The sequence below is a fragment of the Nocardioides rubriscoriae genome, from assembly GCF_008087085.1.
Classification (GTDB): domain Bacteria; phylum Actinomycetota; class Actinomycetes; order Propionibacteriales; family Nocardioidaceae; genus Nocardioides; species Nocardioides rubriscoriae.
Window position 1 is genome coordinate 75,856 of the sequence record NZ_VIYJ01000013.1, and the last position, 13,519, is coordinate 89,374.

The window sequence follows — 13,519 nt, forward strand, 5'->3', positions numbered from 1 at the left end:
CCGAGTCAGGCATGGCCGCACGTGCGGGGGGATCAGACGGTGAGCACGATCTTGCCGGTGTGGGACCCGGCGTCCATCAGCTCGTGGGCGCGGCGTACGTCGTCGAGCGGCAGGGTCTGCTCGACGACGGGACGGATCGTGCCGTCGGCGACCAGGGGCCACACGTGCTCGACGACCGACGCGCAGATCGCGGCCTTGCCCTCGACCGGGCGCCCGCGCAACGAGGTCGCGATGACGGCGGCGCGCTTGGCCAGCAGCCGCGACAGGTCGAGCTCGCCCCTGGTGCCGCCCTGCATGCCGATGACGACGAGCCGGCCCTCGGTGGCCAGGGCGTCGACGTTGCGGCCGAGGTAGGCGGCGCCCATGTTGTCGAGGATGACGTCGACGCCGGCGCCGTCGGTCGACTCGCGCACCACCTGCACGAAGTCGTCGTCGTGGTAGTTGATCGTCACGTCGGCGCCGAGGTCGGCGCAGAAGGCGAGCTTGTCGGCGGTGCCGCCGGTGGTGAACACCCGCGAGCCGAGCGCGTGGGCCAGCTGGATGGCGAAGGTGCCGATGCCGCCGGCCCCGCCGTGCACCAGGAACGTCTCGTCGGGCTTGAGGCCCGCGACCATGAACACGTTGGACCACACGGTGCAGGCCACCTCGGGCAGGGCCGCGGCGTGCACGAGGTCGACGCCGGCGGGCACGGGCATGACCTGTCCCGCCGGTACGACGACCCGCGAGGCGTAGCCGCCGCCGGCGAGCAGCGCGCACACCTCGTCGCCCACCGACCAGCCCTCGACGCCCTCGCCGAGCGCGGCGACCGTGCCGCTGCACTCGAGGCCGATGACGTCGCTGGCCCCCGGCGGCGGCGGGTAGAAGCCCTGCCGCTGCAGGGTGTCGGCGCGGTTGACCGCCGTCGCCACCACCGTGATCGCGATCTCACCCGGGCCGGGCTCGACGTCGGGGACCTCCTGGACCGACAGGATCTCGGGCCCACCGGCGCCGTCGGCCACCACCGCCCTCATCGGGCGTCCTCGAGGTCGTCGAGGCCCGCGACGCCCTCGAGGTCGTCGAGACCGAGGTCGTCGACGGGCACGTCGTCGTCGGCCGAGCCGTCGGTGCGGGGTCGGTCCCACTGCTCGGCGAGCGCCTGCGCCCGGGCGGCCAGCGTCTCGACCGCGGCCGGCCCGGCGCTGCGGATGCCGGCGGCGTAGCCCAGCAGGTAGGTCGTCACGGGCCCGGCGTGGGCGTCGACGTTGTCGTGGCTGAGTCGGGCGAGGTCGCCCAGCAGCCCCTCGTCGACCTCGGTGTCGAGGTCGAGGACGTCACACAGTTCGTCGATCCAGTCGTGGAGGTTCACGGGTCCACCCTTCACACGATCCGCCGGGGACCGCAACCGCCCGCGGGTGACAGATCCGCTCACCGGGGGGCGTCCTGGCTCTCGCGGCCCTCGCGCAGGTCGGACCAGGTGTCGATGTCACGGTGCTCGCGCCCCTCGGCGGGCACCTCGACGAGGTCGAGGCGCGCCAGCAGCCGGTGCAGCGGATGGTTGTGCTGACCCTCGTGGTCGGGTCGCACCGCCTCGAGCCGGTCGCGCTCGACCACCAGGGCCAGCTGGCGGCGTCCGTCGGGATCGACCAGCACGGCGCCGTCGTGGCCGACGGCGGCGGTGCGCAGGCGGCGGAAGGTCGCCGAGGTCACCCACGGCATGTCGACGGCCAGCACCGCCACCCACGGCGTACGCCGCAGCAGCGCGTCGAGACCGGTCAGCAGGCCCGCGACCGGGCCACCCCAGCGGGGGCTCTCGACGACGAAGGTCACGGGCCGGTCGGTGCTGACCTGCTCGCCGACCACGACGACCTCCGAGGCGTCGATGACCGCCTCGAGCGCGTGGGCCAGCAGCGAGCGCCCGTCGATCTCGACCGAGGCCTTGTCGAAGCCGCCCAGGCGGATGGCCTGGCCCCCCGCGAGCACGAGGGCGACGTAGGCGTCGAGCGGGGTCTCGGGGATCACGGGCCCAGCGTGCCACCCTGGGGGCGTGGCCCCACACGTGACGTCCGACCCCCACGACGTGATCCGCGTCGCCCTGGTCCAGGAGGCCTCCGGTCTCGAGCCGGCGGCCAACCGGGCCCGGCTCGACCCGCTGACGCCCGACGACACCGACCTGGTCGTGTGGCCCGAGGCGTTCGCCCGCGACTTCGGCGAGGCCGGCTCCGACGTCAGCGCCTACGCCGAGCCGGTGACCGGAACGTTCGCCACCGAGCTCGGTCGCGTCGCCGACCTGCGTCGTACGACGGTCGTGGCCGGCCAGTTCGAGACCAGCCACGACCCCGCGCGGCCGTTCAACACCCTGGTCGCCCGCGGTGCGGCCACGGCGGCCTACCGCAAGGTCCACCTCTACGACTCCTTCGGCTACCGCGAGTCCGACCGCCTCGTCGCCGGTGACCCGGCGCCCGTCGTCGTCACCGTCGGCGGCTGGGCGGTGGGGCTGATGACCTGCTACGACCTGCGGTTCCCCGAGATGGCGCGGCTGCTCGTCGACGCGGGCGCCGAGGCGATCGCCGTCCCGGCGGCGTGGGTCGCGGGGGAGCGCAAGGTCGACCACTGGCGCACCCTGCTGCGCGCGCGGGCCATCGAGAACACCGTCTTCATGGTCGCGGCGGCCCAGCCGGCGCCGCGCTACTGCGGCCACTCGATGGTCGTCGACCCGCTCGGCGACGTGCTGGCCGAGGCCGGCGACGGGCCCGAGGTGGTGCGCGCCGACCTGCGCCGCGACGTCCTCGACCGGGCCCGTCGCACCAACCCCTCGCTGCGCAACCGGCGTCTGTAACCTCGGGTCCCGTGTCCAGAGCCACCGGTCGTCGTCGCGCCGGGACGCCTCCGACGCCCGCTGGAGGCACCGTCCTGACGCCCCCGAGCCCGCCGGACGCCGTCGCCGTACGCCCCGCGGAGCCGGTCGTCGCCTCGCGCGAGCGCCGCTCCTGGGCCGACCGGGCCGCCGCGCTCGCCGCGACCCGGGCCCCGGTCGGGGCGTGGTGCGTCGTGGTCGCGGCCGGCCTCGCCGCGCTCGTGTGCGCGATGGTGCCCGTCGGACCGGGCTGGCTGGGCGGCGCCGGCAGCGTCGCCGTCGCGGCGGCGTACTCCTGGGGCCTCGCGGCCCGCACCGGTGGCCGCCCGGTCGTCTTCGGCCTGCTGGCCGTCGTGGTCGGCGTCGCCGCCCTGGTGCTCGACCAGGACGCCCTGCGCACCGGCGCCGCGGTCATGACCGCCGTGGTCGCGGCCGTGCTCGGCGTGATGGCGACCGTGCCCGCGGTGACCTACCTGCGCGCGGCCCGCGAGTGCGTGATCGCGGTGCTCATCGCCGCGGTGGGCGCGCTGGCCACCCTCGGCTTCGAACCCACCGTCACCGTCACCCGCTTCGAGTACGCCACCTTCGGGCTCGCCCTGGCCGGCGCCTTCGCCGTGGTCTACCGCCTCGGCGCCGGCCTGCACGGTCTGGGCCGCCGCGGCGTCGTGATCGTCGTGGTCGGCGGCGTCGTGCTCACCGCCACCCTGCTGTACGCCGAGCTCCTGCGCCGCTACGGCACCCCCGAGCTGGTCTCGTCGCTGCTCGCCGCCGTCGGCTGGAGCCGCGACCACCTCGGCGCCTTCCCCCGCCCCATCGAGACGGTGCTCGGCATCCCGGCGTTGGCCTACGGCTGCCACATGCGGGCCCGCCGCCGCCAGGGCTGGTGGGTCTGCGCCTTCGGCGCGGCCGGCACCTCCGCGGTCGCCAACGCCCTGGCCAACCCCGCGATCACCCGCACCGAGAGCGTGCTGTCGGTGCTCTACGGCCTCGTCGTGGGCCTGGCCATCGGCTTCGTGGTCATCCGCCTCGACTTCCTGCTCACCGGGCAGACCCGCGGCACCCGGGGCCGCCGTAGCCGCGCCGACGAGCAGGCCGCGGCCCTGCGTCCAGAGCCCCCGCGCACCAAGGCCCTGCTCTGACGCCCCCTGGCCGACCCGGTCGCTCTCGGATCGGAGTACCGGGCGGTAACGGCTAGCGTCGCGACCATGGTCCGGGAGCAGCGCAGTGACATCGTGGCCGAGATGGTCGCCAACGTCCTCGAGGTGGTCGTCGCCGCCGGCGACGCCGTCGCCGTCGGCGACGAGGTCGCGCTGCTGGAGTCGATGAAGATGGAGATCCCGGTCGTCGCCGAGACCGCCGGCACCGTCACGGCCGTCAAGGTCGCCCCGGGCGACGTCGTCCAGGAGGGCGACGTGCTGCTGTCGCTGTCGGTCTAGGCCCAGATCCGGGCCAGCGCGCAGAGGGGGCGGGATTCGAACCCGCGGTGGGTCTCCCCACGACCGCTTTCAAGGCGGTTCCGATCGGCCGCTCCGGCACCCCTCCTCGCCCCGCTGCCGTGGCGACGGGACACGCCGATCCTAGTGGTCGGCCCGCTGTGCCCTCGTCGTGCCTCGTGGCGTCCTACTCGCTGCCGCCCAGCTCGAGCTCGACCGCGTCGTAGGCCAGGTCGTGGAGGCGCTGCACGTGGTGGGTGACGTCGACGACGAGCCGGGCCACCTCGGCGCGCACGGCGTTGACGTCGGGGTCCTCCAGGACCCGCGTCGCGAGGGTGCCGAGACGCATCAGCAGTGCGTTGCGCTCGCGGAACGCCGTGCCCCCGCGGGCGGCCAGCCACCCGTCGTCGTCGTCCCGGCCGGGCGGCAGCTCCTCGAGGAGCGCGTCGCGCACGGCGGCGATGCGTTGGCGCATCGTCCAGCGCCAGGCGCCGAGGCCGGGGCCCTCGCGGCCTGGCGCCTCGTTGGCACCGGCCAGGGCGCGCAGGGCGGCCGTCAGGGTCGCGCTCGTCGCTGCCATGGTGGGGGTGCCCTTCGGCTGGGGTGTGACGGTCCTCACGAGCATGACCGCGGTGGCCGCCGGAGGCAAGCGCGCGATGATGGTCGCATGGATCAGCCCGCCGTCACCGACTACCGCCTGGCCCCGGCGTTCGCCGCACGTCTGGTGGGGCTCGGGCTCGTGCTGCTGGCCGTGGTGGCGTTCGTCCTCACCGCGGCCTCCCTGGCCCTCTCGTGGCCGGCCGACCTGGTCGTCGTGGTCGTCGTGGTCGGCCTGCTCGCGGTGCTCGGCACGGGCACCTGGCTGCGGTCGCGGGCCTACGTCGTCCGCCTGACCGACTCCGGCTACCACGTGCGGTTCGTGCGGGGCGTCGGCGTGGCCGAGGGCCGCTGGGACGAGGTCACCGAGGTGTCGGCCGCCCACCCGCGCGACGTGCCCTGCCTGGTGCTCGACCGCCACGACGCGACGACGACGTCGATCCCCGTCGAGATGCTCGCCGCCGACCGCCAGCAGTTCGCCGACGACGTACGCGCCCGGCTCGAGCGCGCGGGTCGCCGCCGCGGCTGAGCCCGGCGCGGGCGCGCCGGGGATCCAATTGGCCGACCCAGGTCCGGGCCTTGTAGCCTGATGCCGCTGTGGTGCGTGCACGACAGCGAGGAGGCGTCGCCTAGTCCGGTCTATGGCGCCCGCCTGCTAAGCGGGTTTGGGGCTACAACCCCATCGAGGGTTCAAATCCCTCCGCCTCCGCCGCGGGCCCTGGATGTGAATCCGAGGTCCGGCAGACCGAAACCGAGAAGCACCGCTCCACAGCCCGCAGCAGGGAGGTGGGGCGGTGTTCTTGCGTCGAGGGAACCCGGGCCGGTGACCGTCTCGTCGGACGAGGTGGAGGCACCTAGCGCCAGGAGATCCGATGACCGACCACGCGGACGGCGAGACCGGTGACCGGCCTGCGGTCATCGCAGAGCTCGACGACGTTCGCATCGCCCCCCCGCCCCTACGAGCCGTGATCGACGCCGGGCAGTCCGTCCGACACCGTCGCACCATCCTTGCCCGTATTGCAGCCATGTCCGTCCTCCTCGTGGGCGGCGGGCTGGTCGCCGCCGAGGTCCTGGGCGCCGACCGAGACATCGACTCGCTCATCCCAGCCGAGCAGGCCACAGACCCCCTGTCTGTCGCCGTGAGCCAGCACGCCGTGCCGTCATCGCTCGTCGGCGTCCCCCAGGGGCTCGCCACCTGGGACCCCGCCGCGCGCGCACTCACCTACGTCTCCGAGGGCGTCTACAGCAGTTCATGCCTCCCGACCGGCACCGCACACGACAGCGACGGCTCGCTGGTCCTCGTGCTGACGGCGAGCGACGAGGACATGTGTACGCGGGTCGGGCGCATCGTGGACGCCACCATCGCCGGCGTCACCGATGCGCCCACCGAGCTCTCCGTCATCGAGAACGGCAGGACCCGCACCGTCCCCGTGCGGGGCGCCACCACAGGTGATCGCCCGTTCGACGCCCTGGACATGGCCCTGGTGCTGGGCGATCCCCGCCCGGACGGGACGATCCCCTCGCGGCTCCGGGTCGAGAACGACACCGGCGAGACCGTGACTGACCCGGGCTGCCATCTCGGCGCGTTCAGTGCCCCGACCGGTGTGGTGGCTCAGGATGACCCGGACGGAGCGCTGCGCAACCCCGGCCCGATCTACCTGGCGTACTGCGCGGGTCCGACCGACCTCGAGCCCGGGTACGCGGCGACCCTGCCCGGTCCGACGTACCGCACCGCCGACCTCGCGCCCGGTGGCTACCTGGCGGTCGTCGACTACGGCGACTTGCGGACGAGCCGGGTCGGCGCACCTTTCGAGGTGCCCGGCGGGGGCGGTGACACGCCTGACGTGTTCCGCGTCGACCTGCCGACCAACCACTGGCGCGTGGGTGACCGTGGCGACCTCGCGCTGATCTCGGGTGTGCTCGCGGTCGACGACCGCGGCTGCGTCTACCTCGACGCCCCCGAGCTGCGGGCGCGAGCCCGCACCTACGTCCTGTGGCCGGACGACTACACCGCGACCGTGGACATCGACGGCGAGCCCACCCTCTACGACCCCACTGGCACGCCCGTGGCCCGCGGTGGCGACCGGCTGTCCCTGGGCGGCGGCTACGGGCCCAACCCCGGCAGCGAGCCGTGCCTCCCGGACTCGGCCACCGAGGTCGCCTCGGTCCAGTCCGGGGTCACCATCGTGGAGTGACTCGACCGCACCCGTGATGTGCCTGAATGTTCCACGGCGCTCGACGTGTGGTGCGTCTACTTCCTGGGTACCGGAGTGGCGAGAGCAGGGCTCGGACTGCAACTCTGTGCATATCACCGTACTGCACGAATCTGCACCGCCCATCGTCTGACAACGGTGGGCGCGACGTCCGACAATACGATCCGGGCCATTCCGTGGGCCCGAGACCCAGAAGGTGTGAACCCCATGAAGATCGCGCGCAAGCTCGCCCTCACCGTCGCCGCCACCGTGCTCGGTGCCTCCTTCGTCGCCGTGTCGGCGCCGGCCGCTCAGGCCTACGGCGACTCCAGCTGGGGCTGCGGCGGCAACTGCCGTCCCGGCGTCCCCACCGCACCCTGACGGGCGGGACCGGTCCGGGTCAGGCGTCGTCGGCGACGGGCTCGCGGCCCGAGACCCCGGCGCGGCCCATCGCGTAACCGAGCTGGAATCGGGTCTCCTGCTCGTACTCGGCCTTGAGATCGGCGATGTAGCCGGCGTACGTGCGGGGGCTGACGCCCAGCCGCTTGGCGCTCACCGGGTCGGAGTGGCCCTCGATGAGCATCCGGATGGTCATCGCGCGCTGCTCGACGGCGATGTCCTTCAACGTCGCCGACTCGCGGTTGGTGAACGGCCGGCCGCGCTCCCAGGCCCGCTCGAAGACGTCGACGAGGTAGGCCACCACCGAGGGCTCGCGGACCGCGACCGCGGTGGACAGGTCGTCGCCGGCGGGGATGATCGCGACCCGCCGGTCGATGACGATCATCCGGTTGAAGAACTCGTCGAGGGTGCGGACCTCGGCGCCGCGCTCGGTCACGGCCGCGACGTAGGTCGCGGTGAAGGCGCTGCGCCGGGCGCTGTGCTGGTAGAGCGTGCGCATCTTCATGCCGCGCTCGAGGGCGGCGGTGTCGCGCAGGGCCGCGGCGGCCAGCGACGCGGCGTCGCGCCCGGTCTGGGGCTGGGCGGTGAGCATCTCCTCCTCGGCCTCGGCGACCAGGCCGGCGATGAAGGGGCTGATCGCCTCGTCGTGGAGGTAGGTGAAGGGCCCGCGGGCCTGCGACAGCGGCGACCGGCGCCACGACTGGCTCAGCGCACCGAAGGCCCGCGCCCACTGCGACGACTCCTCGAGCAGCTGGGCGGCCTGCTGGCTCAGCGGTGAGACCACCCGCGACTGCACGGTGTTGGGGTCCTCGGGCAGCCAGCGCTCGGTGTCCTTGTGCAGCTGGACCAGCCCGAGGTCGACCAGGAGGTCGAAGGCGGCGCGGTCCGGGCCGCCGTCGGCGATGCGGGGGTCGGCTGCGGAGAGGCCCTCCTTCATGACGATCTCGTCGTAGAGGGCAGCGGCACCGTCGGTGAAGAGCGCACGCTCGTCGGGGCCGTAGGTCACCGCCGTTGCCTCCTCCGTCGTGCCGCTGCTCCCGAGGGGCCCGATCCTAGCGACGACGACGGCCCCCCACCCGCCGATGGGGTGAGGGGCCGACGTACGACGCGGGGCTCCGGTCAGGCCTCGAGGCGCGCCTTCAGGCCGTCGAGCTCGGTCCACAGCACGCCCGGCAGGTCGTCGCCGAACTTCTCGAACCACTCCTGAATCTGCGGGATCTCGGCCTTCCACTCGTCGGGGTCGACGTGCAGCGCGGCCTCGAGTGCCTCGGGCGTCATGTCGAGCCCGTCGACGTCGAGCGAGCCGGGCGCCGGGACGTGACCGATGGGGGTCTCGACCGCGGCGGCCTGGCCGTCGATGCGCTCGACGACCCACTTGAGCACGCGGCTGTTCTCGCCGAAGCCGGGCCACAGGAAGCCGCCCTCGTCGTCGCGGCGGAACCAGTTGACGTAGAAGATGCGCGGCAGCTTGGCCTCGTCGTTGTTCTTGCCGACGTTGATCCAGTGGCTGAAGTAGTCGCCGGCGTTGTAGCCGATGAACGGCAGCATCGCCATCGGGTCGCGGCGCACGATGCCGGTCGCGCCGACCGCGGCGGCGGTGGTCTCCGACGACAGGGTCGCGCCGAGGAAGGTGCCGTGGGCCCAGTCGCGGGCCTCGAAGACCAGCGGGACTGTCGTCTTGCGACGTCCGCCGAAGAGGATCGCGTCGATCGGGACGCCGCGGGGGTCGTCGAACTCGGGGGCGAGGATGTCGCACTGCTTGATCGGGGTGCAGTAGCGGCTGTTGGGGTGGCTGGACTCGAAGTCGCTCTCCGGCGTCCACTCCTCGCCCTTCCACGACGTGGCCTTGGCCGGCGGGTTCTCCAGGCCCTCCCACCAGACGTCGCCGTCCTCGGTGAGCGCGACGTTGGTGAAGACCGAGTTGCCCTTGTTGATGGTCGCCATCGCGTGCGGGTTGGTGTGCTCGTTGGTGCCGGGCGCGACGCCGAAGAAGCCGTACTCGGGGTTGACGGCCCACAGGCGGCCGTCCTCGCCGATGCGCATCCAGGCGATGTCGTCGCCGATGGACTCGACCTTCCAGCCCGGGATGGTCGGCTTGAGCATGGCCAGGTTGGTCTTGCCGCAGGCGCTCGGGAAGGCCGCGGCGACGTACTTGGTGACGCCCTGGGGGCTGGTGAGCTTGAGGATGAGCATGTGCTCGGCGAGCCAACCCTCGTCGCGCGCCATGACCGACGCGATGCGCAGGGCGTAGCACTTCTTGCCGAGCAGGGCGTTGCCGCCGTAGCCGGAGCCGAAGGACCAGATCGCGCGCTCCTCGGGGAACTGCACGATGTACTTGGTGTCGTTGCAGGGCCAGCGGACGTCCTCCTGGCCGTCGGCCAGCGGCATGCCGACCGAGTGGATGGCCTGCACGAACGGCGCCTCGAGCTCGGTCATCTTGTCGAGCACGTGGCTGCCCATGCGGGCCATGACGCGCATCGAGGCGGTGACGTACGCGGAGTCGGTGAGCTCGATGCCGAACATCGGCTTCTCGGCCTCGAGGTGGCCCATGACGAAGGGGATGACGTACATCGTGCGGCCCTTCATGCAGCCGGCGTACAGCCCGCGCATGAGGTCCTTCATCTTCTCCGGGTCCATCCAGTTGTTGGTGGGCCCGCAGTCCTTCTCGTCGACCGAGCAGATGTAGGTGCGGTCCTCCACGCGCGCGACGTCGATCGGGTCGCTGGCGGCGTAGAAGGAGTTGGGCTTGATCGCCGGGTCGAGCTGGGTGAACGTGCCGGTGGCCATGAGGGCCTGCGTCAGCTCCGTCCACTCCTCGTCGGAGCCCGTGCACCAGCGGATCGCGTCGGGCTGCGTCAGCTCGGCGACCTCGGCGACGAAGTCGAGGATGCCCTGGTGGGTGGTCGGGGCGTCGTGCTCGGTGGTGGTGCTGCGGTCCTGCGTGGCGGTCATGCCGTTGTCCCTCTCGCGCAATCGCGACCCGGGGGAGTGCCCGGAGCCGGCCGTCGAGCGTGTCGACGGTGTGTCGTGGAGTCGTGGTTGGATCGCCTGGCACCATTGCCGCGATCGGGCTCAGCGAGGCTAACCCGAGCGCCGGGGTGCACATATTGGACCGATCCAAGGCCCGTGTCCCAGGTCACACTGCTCGTCATGGCGGGTATCGATTCGGCATCGTCCGGGCGGTCGGCTATTCTCGACCAGTCCTCGGGCGAGCCCGGAGACATGCGCCTGTAGCTCAACGGATAGAGCATCTGACTACGGATCAGAAGGTTTGGGGTTCGAATCCCTACAGGCGCGCAGAGGAATTCAGCCCCTGACCTGTGGAAACACAAGTCAGGGGCTGTTTCTTTGTCAGCGACAGTGTCCGAAACGGGCGCTGCGGACACAGCACGGACACAGTTCGACAGCGGGTGAGCACCGTGACGGACGCTGGAGTTGTCTGCGCAGCTCCCGCGGCGCCTCGATCCACCATCCGCAGCGGACCGTCGGCGGCGATGCTGACGGCGACCGCGAAGGCCGAAGGACGATCCCGAGTGCCCAGCCTGCCCCAGTTGCTCGGGCACCCATGCCGGCGCGCCGCAGGCTGCTTCACGTCAGTTATCGACCGTGCCTCGAGAGCCTTGGACGATGCGCCGGCTTGCGAAGATCAGCCGATTCCGGGCCGGTCGGACGGATACGCTCCGACGAGCGGCGGGCCTTCGCGTAGCCGAAGCAGATCGGAGTCGAGGTGCAGGTCGCATCGCGTGCGCGGGAACAAGACGAGGGAGCAACGGGTGACTGGCGACAGTTCGGTGTCCGACACCAAGTTCAACTCCGTCTCACCGCGCCGATGGTGGATCTACCTCGATCTGACCGAACCCAGATCCGTGCCTGAGCTCGCTGCACGTGCCGCCCTCGCGGACAGCACCGTCAAAGCGCATGTCCGGGCTCTAGTGAGCTTGGGAGTCGTCCAGTCCGTCGAGATTGATGGCGAGCACCGCTACGAGCGTGCAGTGGTCCTGACCGACCGACAGACGGCGTTGGCTCGACAGAAGATCCGTGCGGTGGGCCTAGAGGCGGCCGACGACACAGCAGTTGCGACCGCACCACGGATAGTGATCAAGTCGTTGGCGAACTCAGCCGAGGAGGATTCCCCGGTGGGGTTCTCGGTTCGACGGATCGGCTCAACGCGGGGTCGCATTGTCGCGGTCGCTTTTGCGGCGATGTGTGTTGCCTTGATCCTCGCCGCCACCCGGGGCGGCTCTCAGACGAGAGAAAGTGCGACCTCCAGCCCTGCACTGTCTCCCCCGTCACCGTCTGTCATCGAGCCAACGCTAGAGGGTGTACGCCCGTCGAAGAGACCCAGGAGTGAGGCCACGGCAACGGCCGGCCCATCCCTACCGACACCGACCAATCCCCCCGAACCGATCCGCGACCCTAACGACGACCTCCCAAGAAGCGGTCCTATCAGTGCCTCGGGTCGCACGTTCACCCAAGCGCAGGCAAGGGATTTCGCCACGAGGCTCCGTGGGTTCCTCGTGGCCAACAATTTCTCATATTCGAGTGACTCGCAGCTTCTCGACATCGGTGCATCGATCTGCGACGGTCTCGACGCTGGGAGCGATGAGCGTGAGGCCTTCGAGCTGGCTGGATACGACCCGTTCGAGGCCAATCTGTACGTCTCGATGGCCGAGGGGGTCCTGTGCCCTGAACACTTTCCATTTGTGGACGGTGACTTCTAAAGCCTGGTGGGCCGTGCGGGAGAGCGCAGGGCTACTCGCAGGCGATCCCGTTGCCATCTCGGTCGAGATTGCCGGAGTAGCCGGGGTCCCCGAGTTTGTGCCGTCTGTCAGGCAGTCGAAGTAAGCTCGGCCACGGTGATGGCCACCGTGTTGTGCGTCAGCGAGCCTCGGTCTCCACGGGGGACAAGGCGAAGATGCAGGTCTGGGGGTTGTATCCCTCCAAAGTCGCGGTGAAACGGAACAGGCCGCCTACGTCAAGAGATTCTGGCTGGTTCTTCCCGGTCAGACCGAAGTCGTAGTAGTTGACGTCCTCATACCGAAGGATTGCTCCCTGCGTTGTGTTCGGCCCATCGTCACCAGGCCCGAGAAGGTAGTCGAAGCGCGTGTCGAAGTTGCCGTGGGGTGCGATGTTCACGACAGTCCCGTCGAAGAGGATCTTGTCGCCCTCGTGCGCCTTGGCAAAGGCTGCGGAGCCCTTAGCGCACTCGTCTTCGCTAAGCAGCGCCTCGAACTCCGGCGTGTTCTTGGCAGTGATGACAGCTGGTTCGGGCGCAGGTGTGGGCGGAGCAGTCGGCGTCTTCGTGGAAGATGCCGCCGGCGGCGATGCTGAGGGCTCTGTGTTCGACGCTGCGGTCTCGTTGGTGGCGACGGGGTCCTTCGTATCTTCGTCGTCGCCACTCGTGGCCACAGTCAAGACGACGACCAGTGCAATGAGGGCAACAGCGATACCACCAGTTACGGCTATGACCGTGCGTTGGGTCGCGGGTGCGAGGGCGTGAAATGCTGCGGTTAACTTGGTGAAGGGTGACTGGGGTTGAATCTTTCGAAAGGTCAGTTCGGTCCGCAGTGGCCCTGACTGCTGCTCGATAAGCTCCCAGCCGTCACTCGTAAGCTCCGCGATCTTGGCGGCTTCCCGGCCCCTCACCACCTTGACGGTGTTGTGCATGTACTTGATCGGCCTAGGCGGGCCGGACCGGGGCGTCCTGGTAGGGGACCATTGGGGCGGAGGCGGCAGAGGCGTTGACACGTTGGAAACGTAACAGTGGAACTGCTAGCTGAAGCAGAGTTCGTTCCACAGCGACCGGTCTTCCGCCGAAGGCCCCGCGTCGGCGAGCGCAGGTTCGTGCCGCTGGTGAATCCCCCGGGTTTCGTGGAGGCTCTGGTGTGTCCTGGGTTCCACGGCGTCTGAGTTTCTGGATTCTGGTGCCTGACACCACGAGGAACAGATGGGACGACATGGCTACTCAGCCGAGTTCAGAGGCAAGGTCCTCGACTTGCTCGCTGCAGGACGCAGCGTCGCGAGCGTGGCGCACGACCTCGACCTCAGCGACCAGACGATCTACA

16 protein-coding genes and 3 tRNA genes are annotated in these 13,519 nt (G+C 70.8%); 10 read left to right on the forward strand and 9 right to left on the reverse strand.

Annotation, left to right across the window (positions count from 1 at the left end; translation table 11 throughout):
- Nucleotides 1-32 precede the first annotated feature (32 nt).
- The 3 genes from FZC61_RS20930 to mobA are packed head-to-tail and all read right to left on the reverse strand — an operon-like array spanning nucleotide 33 to nucleotide 1,998.
- Complete coding sequence (locus FZC61_RS20930) at nucleotides 33-1,010, reverse strand: NAD(P)H-quinone oxidoreductase (RefSeq protein WP_148616121.1); 978 nt, start codon at nucleotides 1,008-1,010, stop codon at nucleotides 33-35.
- Entirely contained in the window at nucleotides 1,007-1,345 is a 339-nt protein-coding gene (locus FZC61_RS20935; protein WP_148616122.1) for a DUF6457 domain-containing protein, read from the reverse strand. Before FZC61_RS20935 ends, FZC61_RS20930 begins: the two co-directional genes overlap by 4 nt.
- A 59-nt stretch (nucleotides 1,346-1,404) precedes the next feature.
- Nucleotides 1,405-1,998, reverse strand: coding sequence for a molybdenum cofactor guanylyltransferase (gene mobA, locus FZC61_RS20940; protein ID WP_148616123.1), 594 nt, complete (start codon nucleotides 1,996-1,998; stop codon nucleotides 1,405-1,407).
- A 25-nt stretch (nucleotides 1,999-2,023) separates the two neighbouring features.
- On the opposite strand from mobA, the gene FZC61_RS20945 reads away from it, so the two are divergent.
- The 3 genes from FZC61_RS20945 to FZC61_RS20955 all read left to right on the forward strand — a co-directional run bounded on the left by FZC61_RS20945 (nucleotide 2,024) and on the right by FZC61_RS20955 (nucleotide 4,269).
- Nucleotides 2,024-2,815: a carbon-nitrogen hydrolase family protein gene (locus FZC61_RS20945; protein ID WP_246142834.1), complete on the forward strand. Its 792-nt coding sequence runs from the start codon at nucleotides 2,024-2,026 to the stop codon at nucleotides 2,813-2,815.
- A gap of 11 nt (nucleotides 2,816-2,826) precedes the next feature.
- Nucleotides 2,827-3,972 (forward strand): hypothetical protein, encoded by a 1,146-nt coding sequence (locus FZC61_RS20950; protein WP_148616124.1) that lies wholly within the window; start codon nucleotides 2,827-2,829, stop codon nucleotides 3,970-3,972.
- A gap of 66 nt (nucleotides 3,973-4,038) precedes the next feature.
- Complete coding sequence (locus FZC61_RS20955; protein WP_148616125.1) at nucleotides 4,039-4,269, forward strand: biotin/lipoyl-binding carrier protein; 231 nt, start codon at nucleotides 4,039-4,041, stop codon at nucleotides 4,267-4,269.
- Between the two features lie 21 nt (nucleotides 4,270-4,290).
- Here the strand turns inward: FZC61_RS20955 and FZC61_RS20960 are convergent.
- A tRNA-Ser gene (locus FZC61_RS20960) sits at nucleotides 4,291-4,375 on the reverse strand.
- A gap of 78 nt (nucleotides 4,376-4,453) precedes the next feature.
- A complete protein-coding gene (locus tag FZC61_RS20965; protein ID WP_148616126.1) occupies nucleotides 4,454-4,846 on the reverse strand; it encodes a hypothetical protein in 393 nt (130 codons plus the stop codon).
- An 87-nt stretch (nucleotides 4,847-4,933) separates the two neighbouring features.
- On the opposite strand from FZC61_RS20965, the gene FZC61_RS20970 reads away from it, so the two are divergent.
- The 4 genes from FZC61_RS20970 (at nucleotide 4,934) to FZC61_RS23230 (ending at nucleotide 7,436) form a co-directional block, all read left to right on the forward strand.
- The gene (locus tag FZC61_RS20970) at nucleotides 4,934-5,392 is read left to right on the forward strand and encodes a hypothetical protein (RefSeq protein WP_148616128.1); all 459 of its coding nucleotides are present in this window, start codon (nucleotides 4,934-4,936) and stop codon (nucleotides 5,390-5,392) included.
- 89 nt (nucleotides 5,393-5,481) lie between these two features.
- Nucleotides 5,482-5,572: transfer RNA gene (locus FZC61_RS20975), tRNA-Ser, on the forward strand.
- Between the two features lie 316 nt (nucleotides 5,573-5,888).
- Nucleotides 5,889-7,058, forward strand: a complete 1,170-nt coding sequence (locus tag FZC61_RS20980) for a hypothetical protein (RefSeq protein WP_148616129.1) — start codon at nucleotides 5,889-5,891, stop codon at nucleotides 7,056-7,058.
- Nucleotides 7,059-7,283: 225 nt separating this feature from the next.
- Complete coding sequence (locus FZC61_RS23230; protein WP_170286206.1) at nucleotides 7,284-7,436, forward strand: hypothetical protein; 153 nt, start codon at nucleotides 7,284-7,286, stop codon at nucleotides 7,434-7,436.
- A 19-nt stretch (nucleotides 7,437-7,455) separates the two neighbouring features.
- Here the strand turns inward: FZC61_RS23230 and FZC61_RS20985 are convergent, their stop codons facing one another.
- Together FZC61_RS20985 and FZC61_RS20990 are read right to left on the reverse strand one after the other, a co-directional pair.
- Nucleotides 7,456-8,460: a LuxR family transcriptional regulator gene (locus tag FZC61_RS20985; RefSeq protein ID WP_148616130.1), complete on the reverse strand. Its 1,005-nt coding sequence runs from the start codon at nucleotides 8,458-8,460 to the stop codon at nucleotides 7,456-7,458.
- A gap of 113 nt (nucleotides 8,461-8,573) precedes the next feature.
- Nucleotides 8,574-10,406 (reverse strand): phosphoenolpyruvate carboxykinase (GTP), encoded by a 1,833-nt coding sequence (locus FZC61_RS20990; protein ID WP_148616132.1) that lies wholly within the window; start codon nucleotides 10,404-10,406, stop codon nucleotides 8,574-8,576.
- 272 nt (nucleotides 10,407-10,678) lie between these two features.
- On the opposite strand from FZC61_RS20990, the gene FZC61_RS20995 reads away from it, so the two are divergent.
- Both FZC61_RS20995 and FZC61_RS21000 read left to right on the forward strand, forming a co-directional pair.
- A tRNA-Arg gene (locus FZC61_RS20995) sits at nucleotides 10,679-10,751 on the forward strand.
- Between the two features lie 494 nt (nucleotides 10,752-11,245).
- Nucleotides 11,246-12,175 carry a DUF732 domain-containing protein gene (locus FZC61_RS21000; protein WP_148616134.1) on the forward strand — a complete coding sequence of 310 codons (930 nt, stop codon included), beginning with the start codon at nucleotides 11,246-11,248 and terminating at the stop codon, nucleotides 12,173-12,175.
- A gap of 31 nt (nucleotides 12,176-12,206) precedes the next feature.
- On the opposite strand, the gene FZC61_RS24115 is transcribed toward FZC61_RS21000, so the two are convergent.
- Both FZC61_RS24115 and FZC61_RS21010 read right to left on the reverse strand, forming a co-directional pair.
- Nucleotides 12,207-12,290: an excalibur calcium-binding domain-containing protein gene (locus FZC61_RS24115; protein WP_148616153.1), complete on the reverse strand. Its 84-nt coding sequence runs from the start codon at nucleotides 12,288-12,290 to the stop codon at nucleotides 12,207-12,209.
- Nucleotides 12,291-12,332: 42 nt separating this feature from the next.
- Complete coding sequence (locus FZC61_RS21010) at nucleotides 12,333-13,121, reverse strand: DUF4839 domain-containing protein (protein WP_148616136.1); 789 nt, start codon at nucleotides 13,119-13,121, stop codon at nucleotides 12,333-12,335.
- Between the two features lie 280 nt (nucleotides 13,122-13,401).
- On the opposite strand from FZC61_RS21010, the gene FZC61_RS24120 reads away from it, so the two are divergent.
- Nucleotides 13,402-13,519 (forward strand): helix-turn-helix domain-containing protein (locus FZC61_RS24120; protein ID WP_211357378.1); only part of this gene is annotated, 118 nt, incomplete at its 3' end.

Excerpts from the sequence above, each read along its gene's own strand:
- FZC61_RS20930 (WP_148616121.1), bottom strand. The coding sequence starts at position 1,010 with ATGAGGGCGGTGGTGGCCGACGGCGCCGGTGGGCCCGAGATCCTGTCG.
- FZC61_RS20955 (WP_148616125.1), top strand. The coding sequence starts at position 4,039 with ATGGTCCGGGAGCAGCGCAGTGACATCGTGGCCGAGATGGTCGCCAAC.
- FZC61_RS20965 (WP_148616126.1), bottom strand. The coding sequence starts at position 4,846 with ATGGCAGCGACGAGCGCGACCCTGACGGCCGCCCTGCGCGCCCTGGCC.
- FZC61_RS20970 (WP_148616128.1), top strand. The coding sequence starts at position 4,934 with ATGGATCAGCCCGCCGTCACCGACTACCGCCTGGCCCCGGCGTTCGCC.
- FZC61_RS20980 (WP_148616129.1), top strand. The coding sequence starts at position 5,889 with ATGTCCGTCCTCCTCGTGGGCGGCGGGCTGGTCGCCGCCGAGGTCCTG.
- FZC61_RS23230 (WP_170286206.1), top strand. The coding sequence starts at position 7,284 with ATGAAGATCGCGCGCAAGCTCGCCCTCACCGTCGCCGCCACCGTGCTC.
- FZC61_RS20990 (WP_148616132.1), bottom strand. The coding sequence starts at position 10,406 with ATGACCGCCACGCAGGACCGCAGCACCACCACCGAGCACGACGCCCCG.
- FZC61_RS21010 (WP_148616136.1), bottom strand. The coding sequence starts at position 13,121 with ATGCACAACACCGTCAAGGTGGTGAGGGGCCGGGAAGCCGCCAAGATC.